11 protein-coding genes are annotated in these 17,339 nt (G+C 36.5%); 4 read left to right on the top strand and 7 right to left on the bottom strand.

The window, feature by feature from the left end; genetic code table 11:
* Positions 1–59: 59 nt before the first annotated feature.
* The 5 genes from NHE85_RS14175 to NHE85_RS14155 all read right to left on the bottom strand — a co-directional run bounded on the left by NHE85_RS14175 (position 60) and on the right by NHE85_RS14155 (position 7,667).
* Positions 60–1,499: a TolC family protein gene (locus NHE85_RS14175; RefSeq protein ID WP_252812799.1), complete on the bottom strand. Its 1,440-nt coding sequence runs from the start codon at positions 1,497–1,499 to the stop codon at positions 60–62.
* A complete protein-coding gene (locus NHE85_RS14170) occupies positions 1,492–4,686 on the bottom strand; it encodes an efflux RND transporter permease subunit (RefSeq protein WP_252812798.1) in 3,195 nt (1,064 codons plus the stop codon). The genes NHE85_RS14175 and NHE85_RS14170 overlap by 8 nt, the downstream gene beginning before the upstream one ends.
* Before the next feature lie 24 nt (positions 4,687–4,710).
* Complete coding sequence (locus NHE85_RS14165) at positions 4,711–5,796, bottom strand: efflux RND transporter periplasmic adaptor subunit (RefSeq protein ID WP_252812797.1); 1,086 nt, start codon at positions 5,794–5,796, stop codon at positions 4,711–4,713.
* A 146-nt stretch (positions 5,797–5,942) separates the two neighbouring features.
* On the bottom strand, positions 5,943–6,362 hold the full coding sequence (locus NHE85_RS14160) for a hypothetical protein (protein WP_252812796.1): 420 nt from the start codon (positions 6,360–6,362) through the stop codon (positions 5,943–5,945).
* Between the two features lie 261 nt (positions 6,363–6,623).
* Positions 6,624–7,667 (bottom strand): acyl-CoA desaturase, encoded by a 1,044-nt coding sequence (locus NHE85_RS14155; RefSeq protein ID WP_252812795.1) that lies wholly within the window; start codon positions 7,665–7,667, stop codon positions 6,624–6,626.
* A gap of 376 nt (positions 7,668–8,043) precedes the next feature.
* Here NHE85_RS14155 and NHE85_RS14150 point away from each other — a divergent pair, with 376 nt between their 5' ends.
* From NHE85_RS14150 to pdeM, 4 genes are read left to right on the top strand one after another with little or no spacing between them, the layout of a single operon-like run.
* Complete coding sequence (locus NHE85_RS14150; protein WP_252812794.1) at positions 8,044–9,081, top strand: ligase-associated DNA damage response exonuclease; 1,038 nt, start codon at positions 8,044–8,046, stop codon at positions 9,079–9,081.
* Entirely contained in the window at positions 9,078–10,682 is a 1,605-nt protein-coding gene (locus NHE85_RS14145; protein ID WP_252812793.1) for an ATP-dependent DNA ligase, read from the top strand. Before NHE85_RS14150 ends, NHE85_RS14145 begins: the two co-directional genes overlap by 4 nt.
* Before the next feature lie 20 nt (positions 10,683–10,702).
* Entirely contained in the window at positions 10,703–13,162 is a 2,460-nt protein-coding gene (locus NHE85_RS14140) for a ligase-associated DNA damage response DEXH box helicase (protein WP_252812792.1), read from the top strand.
* Between the two features lie 52 nt (positions 13,163–13,214).
* On the top strand, positions 13,215–13,865 hold the full coding sequence (gene pdeM, locus NHE85_RS14135; protein WP_252812791.1) for a ligase-associated DNA damage response endonuclease PdeM: 651 nt from the start codon (positions 13,215–13,217) through the stop codon (positions 13,863–13,865).
* A gap of 101 nt (positions 13,866–13,966) precedes the next feature.
* On the opposite strand, the gene NHE85_RS14130 is transcribed toward pdeM, so the two are convergent.
* Both NHE85_RS14130 and NHE85_RS14125 read right to left on the bottom strand, forming a co-directional pair.
* Positions 13,967–15,544 carry an alpha-amylase family glycosyl hydrolase gene (locus tag NHE85_RS14130; protein ID WP_252812790.1) on the bottom strand — a complete coding sequence of 526 codons (1,578 nt, stop codon included), beginning with the start codon at positions 15,542–15,544 and terminating at the stop codon, positions 13,967–13,969.
* Between the two features lie 71 nt (positions 15,545–15,615).
* Positions 15,616–17,337, bottom strand: coding sequence for a hypothetical protein (locus NHE85_RS14125; protein WP_252812789.1), 1,722 nt, complete (start codon positions 17,335–17,337; stop codon positions 15,616–15,618).
* Positions 17,338–17,339 lie beyond the last annotated feature (2 nt).

Here is a 17,339-nt window from a genome sequence, read left to right as displayed (position 1 = left end):
TCCAGTTTTCACTGAAGCTTTTTCTTATTGTTTTGCTAATTATTAGCAGTAAAACATTTTTAGTTCCAACCACCACCTAAGGCACGGTAAATATTTACCATAGCACTCATTTGCTGCATTTTGGTTTCTATAAGATCGAATTTAGATTCCAAAGCATCACGTTGAGTTAATAATACTTCCATATAATCTGCTCTTGCAGATCGGAAAAGGCTGTTTGAAATATCAATAGATTCATTTAGAGCTTCAACCTGCTTGAATTTTAAATTATAGGTTTTCTCCATATTATCAATTTTTGCCAACTGATTAGCAACCTCAATATAAGCATTTAAAATAGTACGCTCATAATTATAAACAGCCTGTATTTGTTTTGCATTTGCAGCATAATAAGTTGCTTTTATTGCATTTCTGTTTATTAGAGGTGCAGCCAGATCTCCTGCTAAAGAATAAAGTAGTGATTGAGGCTTGATAAGATAACTTGGATTAAATGCCTGATAGCCAATTCCTGCAGATATTCCTAATGAAGGATAGAAGCGTGCTTTAGCTACTTTAATATCAAGTTTGGCAGCCGCCAGTTCAAGTTCGGCCTGTTTAACATCCGGACGGTTTTCTAACAACTGTGAAGGAACACCTGAATGAATTATATTAGGCACCAGATCATTAAATGTAGTTGAACTTCTTTCTACCCTTTGAGGAAACCTACCTACAAGGAAATTGATCCTGTTTTCAGTCTCAATAATTCTCTGCTGTATACCGTATTGAAGGCTTTTAGTATTTAATACCTGTGCTTCAAATCTTTTAACAGCAAGTTCTGTAACTCTTGTAGCCTCTTTTTGCAGTTTTACAACTTCAAGAGCATTATTTTGTATATCAATATTTTTCTGTACAATATCTAACTGGTTATCTAATGCAAGTAATTCATAATATGAATTTGAAATTTCAGAAATCAGGTTAGTAATTGCAAAGTTTCTACCTTCAATAGTAGATAAATACCTGCTTACTGCTGCTTTTTTTGCGTTATGCAGCTTGTTCCATATATCTATTTCCCAGTTAGCATAAGCTCCTATCATATAATCCTGAAGCGGCTCAGGTGTTTCTGTGTCCGGTTTAATATCTGTAGTTGCTTCGCTTGCTCCAATATTAGTATATCTTCCTACTTTGTCAAAACCTGCAGAACCCCTCAATCCGATAAAAGGTAAATATTCTCCTTTTCTAGTTCTTACTTCACTTTTCGCAATTTCAATTTCCTGCAAAGTAATATTCAGCTCCTGATTATTTTTCAAGGCTTCATCAATTAAACCTGCTAAATTAGGATCTGTAAAATAGTCTTTCCATTTTACCAAAGCAGAGTTTACAGTATCCTGCGAAGTATTATAACTCGCAGGAACTGTAGTATTTTCTGTTTTTTGAACTAAAGAAGGAGTTTTACACCCTGTAAAAGTTAATATAATGCAGGCAATACCTACATATATGATTTTGTATCTATTGAATATCTTACTCATTTTCTTCAGTTTTTGTAAAATTATCTATTTGATGAACAAACACTTCTGATAGAGAATTGTCTTCTTCATCACGTATTAGTTTTCTTCCTTTAGCAAGTGATCCGAAAATGTAATATAAACCCGGAACAATAACAACTCCGAAAACAGTTCCGAAGAGCATACCGCCAAGTGCAGCAGAACCAAGTGTCCTGTTACCTATAGCCCCCGCTCCGGTTGCAACCATTAATGGAATTAATCCTGCAATAAAGGCGAAAGAAGTCATAAGGATAGGACGGAAACGTACTTTAGCTCCTTCTATAGCTGCCTCTAGTATGGTAGCCCCCTCATGATGCTTCTGCACTGCAAATTCAACTATCAGTACGGCATTCTTACCTAACAACCCGACGAGCATTATCAATCCTATCTGAGCATAAATATCGTTTTGAAGGCCCATTATTTTAAGCAATACAAATGAACCAAGAACCCCTACTGGCAGCGAGAAAATTACCGCTAAAGGAATAATAAAGCTTTCATACTGTGCAGCCAGAACAAAATAAACGAATGTTAATACAATCAAGAATATGTAAATAGATTCATTACCACGATTTGACTCATCATAAGAAAGACCTTCCCAAGCAATATCATATCCTTTTGGCAATGATACTTTAGCAACTTCACGCACAGCCTGAATAGCGTCGGCAGTAGTATAACCTTTTGCCGGAAGCCCCTGAATAGCTGCTGAATTGTACATATTAAAACGGGTAATCTCATTAGGTCCCTGCGTTTTCCTAAGTTTCATGAAGGCAGAATAAGGAACCATATCACCATGATCGTTCTTAACGAAAAGATTTAGCACATCTGATGGAAGCCTTCTGAATTTTGGATCGGACTGAACATAAACTTTAAAGAAACGGTCAAACTTAATAAAGCCCTGTTCATAAGTACTACCAATCAAAATATCCAGATTTTCCATTGCTTTTCCAATAGATACCCCTTTTTGCATCGCAAGGTTATTATCAATCTCTAATTCATACTGAGGATAATTTGCTGCAAAGAAGGTAAACAGACCTGCTAACTCTTTACGCTTGCCAAGATCTTCCATGAATTTTTTATTTATCTTATCAAAATCCTGGTAATCTGTGGTAGTATTTTTATCTAATAAACGCATAGAGAAACCTCCCGAAGAACCAAACCCCGGAATGGCGGGTGGTTCAAAGAACTCAATTTTAGCTCCAAGACCTTTAGATTTTTCTTCAAGCTCTTCCATAATCTCGGTAACTTTATGTGCCCTTTCAGACCATGGTTTTAAGTTGATAAGACATGTACCTGCATTGGATCCCCTACCCTCAGTCATAATCTCATAACCAGCAAGTGAAGATACCGATTCTACACCATCAATGTGTTCACAAATTTTTTGAAGTCTTTGTGATACCTGATTTGTTGTTTCAAGTGTAGATCCCGGAGGTGTTTGTATAATTGCATATATTGTACCTTGGTCTTCACTTGGAATAAATCCTGATGGCAGGATCTGATTCTCAAAATATATACCTGCACAGAATGCTAATAATATTCCAAACGTAAGCCATCTCCTGCTAACTATAGACTTCAGTAATATTACATATTTTCCTGTAAGCTTGTCAAATACCCTGTTAAAGCTGTCTAAGCTTTTTGTAAGGAGATTTTTTTTCTTTTCATGTCCATGATGATTCTTAAGCATCATTGCACACAATACAGGCGTAAGCGTAAGTGCGATTAATGCTGAAATTACAATAGAACTCGCCATTGTGATAGAGAACTGACGATAGAATGTTCCTACCGGACCAGACATGAAAGAGATAGGAAGGAATACTGATACCATAACCGCTGTAATAGCTATAATAGCGCCACTAATTTCTCCTAATACTTTTTTAACTGCCATATATGGAGTTATATTAGGATATTCCTCAAACTTGGCGTGTACCGCCTCTACGACGACGATAGCATCATCCACAACAATACCAATTGCCAATACTAAAGCAAAAAGTGTAACCATGTTAATGGAAATACCGAAAAACTGAATTACAAAGAATGCCCCGATCAATGATACCGGAACGGCTAAAATAGGTATTAAGGTTGAGCGCCAGTCTCCAAGAAAAATAAATACCACTATTGCCACAAGTATAAAGGCATCTCTCAATGTATGCACAACCTGTTCGATAGAAGCATCAAGGAATTTAGAAACGTCATAACTTATTTTATAGTCAAGCCCAGGAGGAAAACTTTCTTTCATTTCTTCCAGTTTGGCTTTTACCTTCTCAATTACATCACTCGCATTACTACCATAATTCTGTTTTAATACAATAGACGCCGACGGATGTCCGTCTAAGTTTGAGTAGATATCAAAAAATTCACTACCCAATTCAGCCCTTCCTATATCTTTTAAACGAATAGCCTCACCATCTGCATTGGCACGAATAATAATATTTTCATATTCCGCAGGCTCACTAAACCTACCTTTATAGGTTAAAACATATTCTAAGGACTGAGCTGAAATACCCGAACTTTGTCCTATACGTCCCGGACGTCCAACAATACTCTGCTCACCAAGAGCATCCATTACTTCATCAACAGAAACTTTATAAGCCCTCATACGATCGGGATTTAACCAGATACGCATAGCGAAAGTTCTACTACCTAATATTTGTGTCCTTGCAACCCCTTTAATCCTGTTAATTTCAGGGATCATTTTAACGTTGGCATAATTATACAGGAATTTTTCATCCATGTTTTTGCCTTTGGCATACAGGTTCACGTACATTAGCATACTCGGCTGAATAGGCGTAATTACAACCCCCTCCCTCTGTACAAGTTCAGGTAAGAGCGGCATAACCTGGTCAACCCTTGTTTTAACCCTGATAACTGCCTGGTTCGGGTCGGTTCCCGGTTCAAAAATTATTCTTAATGTTGCTTCACCCGCACTTGTTGCGTCAGTTGCCATATACCTCATATCCTGAACCCCGTTGATAGAATTCTCAAGGGTAATAAGAGTTGACTTAACTAATACATCTGCACTAGCTCCCGGGTATGCGATAAAAATATTTACTGTTGTTGGTGCAATTTGGGGAAATTGCGATATTGGCAACTGTGTAATTGCCAGGGAGCCCATAAAAACAATAATAATGGAAATTACTATCGCAAAAACAGGCCTATGTATGAATTTACTAAACATTTTTTTTCTTTTTAAGTTGTTTCATTACTCGGCATATAGCTCCAAATGCGATATTACATATTCCGGCTTCTCTAATTTGTACTCAATTTTTTCATTTTCTTTTACAAGACGTAAACCTTCAAGCAGAATCTTATCATCTACCGATAAACCGTCTTTTACAATGAAAATATGAGGTAATTCAGCCGCAATCGTAATTTCTCTTGATCTTAACTTATTATCTTTATCAAGCACATAAACATATTTTTTATCAAGCACCTCAAAAGTAGCTTTCTGAGGTATAAGCATAGCATGTTTATAAGGTACTGTCATTACTATGTTACCTGTTTCTCCATGCCTTAATAGTCCTTTAGGATTTGGGAATGTAGCCCTGAAAGCAATATTTCCTGTTTCATTATTAAAGTTAGCTTCAATAGTTTCAACTACACCCGGATATCCGAACAACTGATTATTTGCCATTAATAAATTTACCTTCATAGCATCTGCATTAGCACTAAGGGTAGATTTATAATCAAGATATTCCGCTTCAGGTACATTATAATAAACCCACATTTTGCTGTTGTCAGATAGTTCAGTAAGTAAATCTCCTTCATCCAGAAGACTACCCTGTCTTACATGAAAACGGTCTATTATACCATCAAACGGTGCTCTGATTTCAGTAAACTGTAAGTGAACCTGAGTCAAAGCTAATTCCGCTTTGGCTTTATCATATTTCGCCTGAGCCATGGCAAGCTCATTAGGTGAAACTACATTTCTGTCTGATAATGATTTCGTATTTTTTAATTCTATTTCAGCAAAGCTTGCTTCGGCTTTAGCCTTTTGCATTTCAGCTTCATAAAGTTTCGGCATGATCTGGAACAATAGCTGACCTTTTTTTACTGCCTGTCCTTCATCTACATAAATTTTCTCCAGGTATCCGCGCTCCTGCGCTCTCAATTCAATATGTTGTATGGAATGAATTTGAGATACATACTCTTTAGTTATTACAGTATCCTTTATTATAGGATTTGTAACTAAAAATTTTTCTCCTTCTTCTTTAGTTTCTTTTTTTGACTGACAGCTTGTATTGCTCAATAAGACGCAAAAGCCAATGAGCATAAGAATTCTCTTCATAATAAAACAAATATGATTTTTGTGATAAATTTTTGAAATTGGATGTATCGATGCGATACAATTGCACATTCTCTCAATGAGAAGTGAACAGAAAGTGCAGATTAATGAGAGATATCAGATAAAGAGATTTATCTGATAGGATTTTATCAAATTCTTAATACCCGTAATTTGAGATATGTATCTGATGAGAAATAAGAAAAATGCTTACAATGAGGCAAGCGTTTAATAGTGTAGCTAAAAAAATAACCAGGTAACTGACCGTAAAAGGCAGAAGGAAAATAATTACCTGCTTCAAAATATTTTTTTACTGAAAGCTGATCGTCGTCTTCATTTTCATTATCAGTCGCACGAAGTTTGTATTCTTCATTTTCTGTAATACAATGACCTGATTTAGTAATTAATGTCTGATTATTTTGGTCTGAATCTACACTTGCATGTTCAGACCAGTCGATAGTTTTTGATGAAGAATAGCAAACACAGTCCTGATATACTTTAGCATATACCTGGCCATACCCACCTAAAAGCAGGATATAAAGCGAAAGAAAAAATTTAATTGAAAACTTCATATCAGGGTGCAAAACTACATAAAGTTGATTACACAGGCAAGTAGTAATCATTAAATAAATATTATTACTACTTTTCTCAATTTGTTAGTCTTAGATTATTGTTCCTGATTTAAAAATAAAACCTGAATTGTTAAAACAACAACCATTGACATGCCACGAAATCAAAGATGATGCCAAAAAATATTATTAGAGATATATTAGTAATTAATCAAAATATTAATTTTATTTATTTGATGAACAAATGGTATTCATAAATACTTATTAGTTGCATGCAGCTTCTTTGCTAAATTTTTTCAGAACACGGTAATGTGATCGTAAAGCAGCGAAAAAAGTGGGGCTTTCAAGGTATGGAATATTGAATTCCTTTGCAGTCTGCTTCACTATATTCCCTATTTTTCCGTAATGAATATGACAGACCTTGGGAAAGAGATGGTGTTCAATCTGACGATTAAGCCCACCCAGTAAAAAGGAAGCCATCCTGCTTTTTGTGGCAAAATTTGCTGTAGTTCTCATCTGATGCTCAGCCCATGCCTCTTCTATACATCCATTAGAAGAAGGGGTTGGAAAATCGGTACCTTCCACAACATGTGCCAACTGAAATACCATACCCATAGTAAGACCCTGAGCTATGTGCATTACTAAAAATACAATTATGAATTGCCACCATGAAACAGAAAGAATCATAAGCGGTAAAGCTATAAACAGAAAGTAATAAAGCATTTTATAGAAAAAAAGGCTAAAATATTCTATTGCAGGATGTTTTATAACAGTCTGCCCTATTTTGGCCTGAAAGAATTTTTTAAAATCTTTTCTAAAAGCCCAGGAAAGAGACGCCAGACTATAAAGTGGAAAAGCATACCAATGCTGAAAACGCTGAATTTTATTAATAGGTTCTTCTACGGATAAGCGTATCAATCCCGGTGCAATATCAATATCTTCATCATGGCCCGGTATATTTGTATAAGTATGATGCACAGCATTATGGGTAATTGTCCAGACATAAGGACTAGCACCTAAAAAATGGAAGATCGTGCTAAGAATCCTGTTTACGGTTTTACTGGATGAAAAAGATCCGTGTATAGCATCGTGGCAAACATTAAACCCTACGAAGGCACTAAACACACCCAGTAAAGCAGCTATTGGTAACAGCCCGGAAAAACTAAAAATATCACTTATGAGTAATATATAGAGCGCAATAAAACCACCTATAAAAATAAGAGTCTTAATCCACATCATTTTGTTTGCATTGGGAGACAGATTACTTTCTTTAAAATAATCTTCAACTCTGGCACGCACTGTTGCCATAAATAAGGATTTGGATCGGGAATTAAATTTTAAACGGGTGCTCATAACAGTATTGCTGCAACATCTATCAGTAATCGGGGGTATCAGCTACACTATGATTAAAGGAAAGGAAATTCTATATTATCGGAATGCCGTAATTTTTTCGGAATACCTGAGTATTGTTGTAGTATTTATATATAACGCAAAAAGCAAGCCATATATTTTATTCTTACTATAATTATAAAACCATCTTTCTACAGTCCATAATAATCTCCAACAATAATATTAAAAATAGATATACTTAAGATCATAGGAAGACAAACGTTAAACTTGCTTAAAAGTGTTTCGAAAAAAAGGTAGTCCGTTGTAATTTTAAAGATAATGTAAATACATTATTATGAAACAGCCTCTTCTGGCATTTAACGATAAAGGAATATACTGCGCCCAGGCAAATGTATACCTTGACCCTTGGCGGCCCGTAAACAATGCCCTTATAACACACGGACATAGTGACCATGCACGCTGGGGGCATAAAAATTATATTACCCAGCATATGAATGTACCTATTATAAAACATCGCCTGGGAAATATAAATGTGACGGGGAAAGACTGGGGAGAAACTTTTACCATAAACGGAGTAATGTTTTCTTTTCATCCTGCCGGACATATAATAGGCAGTGCACAGATACGGGCAGAATACAAAGGGGAAGTGTGGGTTTTTACCGGCGATTATAAAACTGAAGATGATGGAATTTCAACACCTTATGAAGTAATAAAGTGTCATAATTTTATAACTGAAAACACATTTGGGCTGCCCGCTTTTAAATGGCAGCCACAGTCGGAGGTTATGAATGATATTAATACATGGTGGGCTCAAAACAAAGCTGAAGGTAAAACATCTGTATTATTTGGCTACACTTTAGGCAAAGCACAAAGATTACTTAAACATCTTGATACTGATATTGGGCGTATTTATACGCACGGAGCAATTGAGAATATGACCGAAGTGCTCCGGCAAATGGTAGATTTTCCGGAAACCACACTTGTAACAAGAGATACTAAAAAAGAAGATTTAAACGGCAGCATAGTTTTGGCACCACCAAGTGCACATGGAAGCACATGGATACGTAAAATGACACCTTTTGTTACAGGATCTGCCAGTGGGTGGATGGCTTTTAGAGGTGCCAGGCGAAGACGGGCAATTGATAAAGGGTTTGTATTAAGTGATCATTGTGACTGGACAGGCCTTTTGGAAAGTATCAAGGCTACAGGGGCAGAAAAAATTATCTGTACTCATGGCTACAGCGACATTTTCAGTGCTTATCTGCGTGAACAGGGATATGATGCAAGAACTGAGCATACACAATATGAAGGTGATGAAGGCGAAACAACCGATAGTGAAGCAAAATCAGAATTAAAGGAAGGAGAATCATGAAAAATTTTGCCGAACTTATAAAAACCCTCGATAGCTCTAACAAAACTTCTGTAAAGGTAGATGCCCTCACAGAATACTTTCGGAATGCCGGTGATACAGACAAAGTATGGACAATTGCTATATTATCGCATCGACGGCCTCCACGTCCTGTAAATACTAATTTGTTGCGTACATGGGCTGCCGAATTAGCTAATATCCCTTTATGGTTATTTGAAGAATCTTACCATATTGTAGGCGATCTTGCCGAGACCATAGCTCTTGTTATTCCCGCTACAAAAAACCAGAGTGACAAAAGTCTGACAGAGTTTGTAAAAGAAATGATAGCTCTTAAAAAAAAGCCTGATAATGAAAAACGCGATTATCTGCATACTAACTGGCTTGCACTAAACTATTACGAGCGCTTCGTTTTTACGAAACTCATTACAGGCAGCTTTCGCATTGGGGTTAGTCAGAAATTAATGACCAGGGCACTATCTAAAGCTACAGGTGTTGATGAGGACATACTTGCTTACAAACTAATGGGAGAATGGAATCCTGATACTATAACATTTCAAAGTTTAGTATTGGATGAAAAGGCTGAAGATATGCATTCTAAGCCTTATCCGTTTTATCTGGCCTATGCTATAGAAGGTGAACCTGAAGACCTGGGCAATGTGGAAGACTGGAGTGCCGAACACAAATGGGATGGAATACGTTCGCAAACTATTATCCGTGACGGGGCATTGTATGTTTGGAGCCGTGGCGAAGAACTGGTTACGGATAAATATCCTGAATTTAATAACTTCTTAGGGATAATTCCTGACGGAACAGTAATAGATGGTGAAATATTACCATGGACAGAAGGAAATATTGGTTCTTTTAATGATTTACAAACACGAATAGGGCGAAAAACAGTTTCGCCTGACCTGCTTAAAAAAACACCTGTCATAATAAAAGCTTATGATCTTTTAGAATGGCAGGGTAAAGACATAAGGCAGTTACCATTTAATGAACGCCGTCAACATCTTGAAGAACTGTATGAAGAGGTGAAAAAATATGGCCTGCCATTACAGTTGTCTGAAAGGATTAAACTAACAAGCTGGAAGCAGGCAGTTTTAGAAAAAGAAAAAGCACGTGAACTTCGCAGCGAAGGATTAATGTTTAAACGTACAGACTCTCCATACCTTGTAGGAAGAAAAAAAGGCGACTGGTGGAAATGGAAGCTTAACCCCTTCTCTATCGACGCTGTACTTACCTATGCAATGCGGGGCCATGGGAGAAGATCAAATTTATTTACAGATTATACTTTCGCTTTATGGCGTACTAATGAAGACGGAACCCGCGAACTGGTAACTTTTGCAAAAGCTTATTCAGGATTAACCGATGCAGAATTCCGCATGGTAGATGATTTTATTAAAAAAAATACTTTGGAACGTTTTGGCCCTGTGCGAAGTGTAACACCAAAGTTAGTATTTGAGATAGGTTTTGAAGGAATAACTTTTTCCGGAAGGCATAAGAGCGGGGTGGCAACACGTTTTCCGCGAATATTGCGTTGGAGGCTTGATAAAACAATTGAGGAAGCCAATACGTTAGAAGATTTAAAAAACATGATACCTAAATAAGCAGCCAACATTTCATAGCAATGAACAGGGAACAACTATTTACTATTGCAACTGACTGGTTTGATAAGCAGGGTTGGAAACCTTTTCCTTTTCAGACACAAACCTGGCAGGCTTATCTTCAGGGCAAAAATGGACTGTTGAATGCTCCAACAGGAAGCGGAAAAACGTATGCATTATGGATGCCTGTTGTTTTAGACTATATAAAAAAGAATCCCGATTATAAGACCAAACATAAACCCGGCTTAAAAGCAATATGGATAACACCTCTACGTGCATTATCTGTAGAAATAAAACAGGCTGCAGAACGTGTGGCTAATGATTTGGAAACCGGATTAACTGTTGGTATACGTTCCGGCGACACAACATCTGCAGAGCGTAGCCGCCAAAAGACAAAAATGCCCGACCTTTTGGTAACAACCCCTGAAAGCATGCAGCTTCTGATGGCTTCTAAAGGATATGACACCATATTTAAAAACTGTAATGCAATAATAATTGATGAATGGCACGAGCTTTTAGGGACAAAGCGCGGAGTACAGACAGAATTGGCATTGAGCAGGTTAAAAACTATTGCTCCAAAAATGCGTATTTGGGGTATTTCAGCAACCATTGGCAACCTTCAGCAAGCTATGGAAGTACTCTTAGGCCCGGAATCTGAAGCATTAAAAAATTCGGTTATGGTTAGGGCACACATTAATAAAAAAATTAATGTTATGTCTATAATTCCTGAGAAAATGGATACTTACCCATGGCGTGGACATATGGGGCTTCATTTAGTAGATGAAGTAGCAGACATTATAAAGAAAAGCCGTACCACATTAATATTTACCAATGTACGTGGGCAATGTGAAATTTGGTATCAGGCACTGCTTGAAAAACATCCTGAATTTGCAGGTGATATGGCTATGCACCATGGTAGTATTGGCAGAGAAACAAGACAATGGGTAGAACAGGCCATTAGAGATGAGCAGTTAAAAGCTGTAGTGTGCACTTCAAGTCTTGATCTTGGAGTAGACTTTGCGCCCGTAGAAACTGTAATACAAATTGGCGGACCAAAAGGCGTAGCGCGTTTTTTACAACGTGCAGGGCGTAGCGGCCATAGACCGGGACAGGAAAGCAATATATTTTTTCTGGCTACCCATGCCATTGAACTGGTAGAGGCATCGGCATTGCGAAGAGCGGTACAGGAAACTGTTGTGGAAGACCGTATACCCTATTTAAACAGCTGGGATGTATTAGTGCAATATCTTATTACGCTTGCAGTAAGTGATGGTTTTTATCCTGCCGAAATATTTAATGAGGTGAAAAGTACTTTTTGTTACCAGGGAGTTACTTTTGATGAATGGCAATGGGTGCTAAATTTTATAACCAGAGGAAGCCAGAGTTTACAGGCTTATGATGAATATAAAAAAGTTGAGATAGAATCTGACGGGTTATTTAAAGTAAACAGCAGGGCAGTTGCTTTACGGCACCGCATGCAAATGGGAACCATAGTAGGAGATGCTGTAATGAATGTAAAATATTTAGGAGGCGGTTACATTGGCAGTATAGAAGAATGGTTTATTTCTAAACTCAGTCCCGGCGATATTTTTATTTTTGCAGGACGAAAACTGGAACTTTACCGTATTAAAAATATGGAAGTACTTGTGAAAAAAGCCAATCCGGGAGCAAAAGCACAGCATGCCAGCTGGATGGGGGGAAGAATGACACTTTCGGCACAAATGAGTGAACTCTTGCGAAATGAATTATATGCCGCCAATACCAATAATATGTCTGTTGAAATGCAGGCACTTTTTCCCGTTTTTGAACGTCAGAGAAAAGAGTCTATCATACCTGACTCAGGACAATTTTTAATAGAAACTTTTAAGACAAGAGAAGGCTACCACACAATATTTTATCCGTTTGAAGGACGTTTTGTGCATGAAGCACTTGCAAGCCTTATGGCCTACCGCATAAGCCTGCTTACCCCTATTACCTTTTCACTTGCCTATAATGATTATGGATTCGAGCTTTTATCTGACAAAGAAATTGATATACAAGAAGTACTTGACAATAACTTATTATCTCCCCAACATTTACATTATGACTTACAGCAAAGCTTAAATGCAACCGAAATGGCACGTCGGAAATTCAGGGATATTGCCGTTATAGCAGGTTTGGTTTTTACAGGGTATCCGGGTAAAGTTGTTAAAACTAAACATCTGCAAAGCAGCTCTCAATTAATATTTGAAGTGTTTCGCGACCATGAGCCTGAAAATCTGTTATTTCAGCAGGCATACAGGGAAACATTTGAACATCAGCTTGAAGAAGGGCGGTTATTAACAGTACTTGAGCGCATAAAACAACAGGAAATTATCTGGAAACAATGTGATAAACCAACCCCTTTCAGCTTTCCTCTTATAACTGACCGATTAAGAGAGCGGCTATCAAGCGAAACTTTAGCTGAGCGTATAAAAAAAATGACAGCAAGCTATATGAAATAATTGAAGCCATTATCATTTCAAATAGGACTTCAATCAACTAAACAATAATAATTTGACTCTGGAAATAAAAATAAATAATCAAACTTTTATATTACACTGCTCTGGCGCATTGTATTGGGTAGAACGCCGCATGTTACTGGCGTCTGATGTGCACCTGGGAAAAATATCACATTTTAGAAAACATGGTTCAGCACTGCCTGAAAACGCAATTTTTTCAAATTTTAAAAAACTGAATAGTGTATTAGAGTATTTTAAGCCGGAAGTTATTTGTTTTTTAGGTGATCTTTTTCACAGTACACTTAATAACGAATGGACTTTATTTAAACAATGGACAGAACTTACAGCTACCCCTATAATATTAGTAGCGGGAAACCATGATATAATTTCACATCATAAATATGAAGAACTGGGCATAACAGTAGTATCAGAATTGCTTGTGGATAAGTTTCTTCTTACCCATCATCCGGAAAATCGGGATAGTTTTTATACGCTTTCAGGACATATACACCCATCAATTGTATTAGCAGGAAAAGGCCGCCAGTTTTTAAAACTACCCTGCTTTTTCCGTATGCCTGATCAAATGATATTACCTGCTTTTGGTGAATTTACCGGTTCTTATGTTATGGATCCCGGACAGGATGACAGAGTTTATGTTATTACAAAACAAGATGTTATAGAAGTGAACCTTGATAATCAAAGATAGTTTATAAAACACACATAAACAGGCTGATAAAAAAAGAAGCAGGATTTAATCCTGCTTCATCCCAAAATAGTACTAACCCAACATTCACTATTTTATAGAAGTCAATTTTTAATATGGTTTTTATAAATTAAATAGTCATATAATTCAGATTCGCTGCTTCCTAATAAAATTTCTGATCCTTCAGGCAATTCAATATCATTACTATTTGCTAAATTTAGCACAACTGTAATACTGTTGCTTTCAAAAATTCTGGTAAAAACCAATTGTCCGTTCTTATACTCAAGCTTTTCATATTTTCCGTATTGCAAAACTTTTTCTTTGTTTCTTAAAGCTATCAATGCTTTGTATTTATGAAGAAGCGTGTTTGAATTTTTACTTAAAATCTCAACATTATTTTCTTTGTAATCCTTACCTATTTTTATCCAACTGCTCTTTGTAGAAAATCCTGCAAAATTATTTGCATTCCATTGCATAGGGCTCCGTGATTTATCACGATTATGTTGATTACCCATTTTTAATGCCTCTTCAGGTGATCTGCCTTCTGCAATTGCAAGATTATATTGCGTTTTTCCCTGTATATCTTTTATTTCTTTAAAATCTGACGCAATAATATTATGCATCCCTATTTCTTCTCCATAGTAAATAAAAGGTACTCCCTTTGCTGTAAGCATTAAAACAGCAAGAATTTCAGCTTTCTTACTATTTCCTTCAGCCAGGCGGTCTATCATACGGGGCATGTCATGGCTTCCAAAAAATAAAGTAGGATAATTGCTCATATTTTTCTCCATACTTATCAGCTCATTGAAGATTTTTTCCGCAGAGAATTCGTGAATGCTGCCAAAATTGAAATTAAAAACTACATCAAGCAATTTTTCAGATTGATATTGCTTTAATACCTCTATTTTATCGCTTCCTATCTCCCCTACTATAAAACGATCAGCATATTCATTTACTGTTGATTTTATAATTTGCATTGCGTGTTTTACTCCGTCCTGATCGATATCATATACATGTTCCTGCTTACCGTTTTTTACAGGATTATCCTGTGTAATGCCATCAGTATTAAGAAAATTAATAACGTCCAGTCGAAATCCGTCAACACCTTTATCCAGCCAAAACCTTAATATATTTTGAGCTTCACTAACAACTTTTGGATTTGACCAGTTAAGATCGGCCATCCTTACATCAAACTTATGATAATAATACTGATGTGTTTTTGCATCCCATTGCCATGCAGAACCTCCAAAAAAAGATTCCCAATTGTTGGGTTTATCTTTCCATATATAGTAATCTCCATATTTATTATCAACTGACTTAGAAGCTTCTTTAAACCATTTGCTATCTGTTGATGTATGATTAAAAACCATATCCATTATAACTTTGATACCGCGCTTATGCGCTTCTTTTAAAAAAACATCAAAATCAGCATTACTCCCGTAAGTAGGATCTACTGTATAATAATCGGCAATATCATATCCGTTATCTACTTTGGGAGAAGTTAAAAATGGGGTTAGCCAAATACCTCTAACCCCCAAATCCTGCAAATAATCTAATCTATTGGTGATGCCCCCAAAATCACCATAACCATCACCATTACTATCCGCATAGCTAGGCATATAAATTTGATAAAATACAGTTTCCTTCCACCATTTTTTTACAGTTTCACTGCTTTGTGCCATAGCAGATAAACAAATAAATAAGCAGATAAATTTTATTACTATTAATTTAATCTTAAGCACATCAACGTGATTTATCTTTTTTGTTGAACATTATAATCTACCACAATATCATTCACAAGCAGCCTGGTGCCAGAATATTTTACTTTTCCCGAAGCCGGAACCATTACAATTACTGCTGAACTTTTAGAACCGAGATCAATTTTAGCGCATGATGAAACATTCTTTTTTAGAAAAGTTCCTGAAACTGTATCATATAAATCAACCTTCTTACCTTTTGGAACAGCTATTTTAATAGTCTTATTTTCATTATAAGGATTATAAAACAAAAAAGTAGGATAGGCTTTATCATGAAAAAAATCAGTTGCTAATAAGTCTAATTGTAAAATGCCTTCAACATTGGTATTTTTGATTATACTTCCAAATATGCCAACATGCCCGCTTCCATACACACTTAACTGTGATTCCTGCGGATTTTTTCCCGGTACCCATAGCGGTCCGTCTCCCTGTGCAACCGGAGCTTTAATATTTTGATACTGATCCTGATTCGACTTTTTAATTATACCTTCATAAGCAATAACATTTTTACCTGCTTCAGCAAGGGTTGGAATCACTTCATGATCGTCAGGCATGTATTGAGGATAAAACAATTTTGAAGCATTTGCAGCATTAAGCATCCATTTACCAATAGCATTTGCATATGACTGATCATATCGCACCATAGGTACTAAGGGCCATGCAGCATCGTAAGTATTCATAAGAAAACCATAGCCGCCATGATCTACAGTACTGCCTACAATTCCTGAAATGTCAAACCCATTCCAGTTGCCTACCAATACACCCCATCCTTCACGGCAAACAGGTGTACCATCAAAACTCCAGTGAAGCATTTTATTAAGGTCATATTCCTTATTTTCTTCTGCATTTATTCTTGCTGCAAGGTAAGCACCAAACGGCATAAGCAATTCATAAGTAGGATTTGTAGTTTGTGATTGCAATGCAGAAAGCGCAGACATAGCACCTTTTAAATACTTTTCCTCTCCAAATTTTTTATATGCAGAATATAAAACCCATGCATGTCCGGCTGCTGCGTCCGGTTGTGAGCAAATGTTGTTTTTCATTGGCTTCATCCTGCCATAATCAAAATAAGAATAATGATAGTTGCCCTGAAGTATAACATCAGCTTCATAAAATTTATCAGCTATTTTTCTGGCTATATCTTCAAATCCCGGTTCATTAGGATATTTATCATATATAGCATAAAATAACAGATTAGGATATACATCATACCACCAGTCCCTACCATATCCTCCACCTAGTAAGGCTACTTCCGGACAGGTATTATTCATCATTATATTCCAGCCGGTTTCGCTGTTAAAATAATTTTTCAGCATGCCCACATAATTTAGACTTTGCTGGTTAGTCTTATCAATTCCAACAAGTGTTGCCCCTAATGTTGCCCCCATAGTAGCTAATGCTTCATGAAACATTCCATTGTTATTATCGGGGCCCTGGCGTACATCGCCAATAGCTGTATATAAACCTATTACATCCTGTGGGTAATTTTTATGAGATTTATCTACCCATACTATCGGCCAGAATTCTCCTTTTGCATCAAAATCATAAACAACTTTATCAAAATCATGTGCAAGTTTATTATAGTCAATAATCTTAAATGGCTTTGGCATATCTGCCATTGCATCTACACGCGAAATTGGCTGTTGTTTTACCTGAGCCAGTAAAATATTGCCTGCCAGTAAAAAGGAAAATAATAAAACTCTAAAAAAAATATTCATGG

The sequence above is a fragment of the Flavobacterium sp. NRK1 genome, assembly GCF_024054175.1.
In the GTDB taxonomy this organism is placed as follows: Bacteria; Bacteroidota; Bacteroidia; order Flavobacteriales; family Flavobacteriaceae; genus Flavobacterium.
This window is presented reverse-complemented; position numbering and strand designations above follow the sequence as displayed.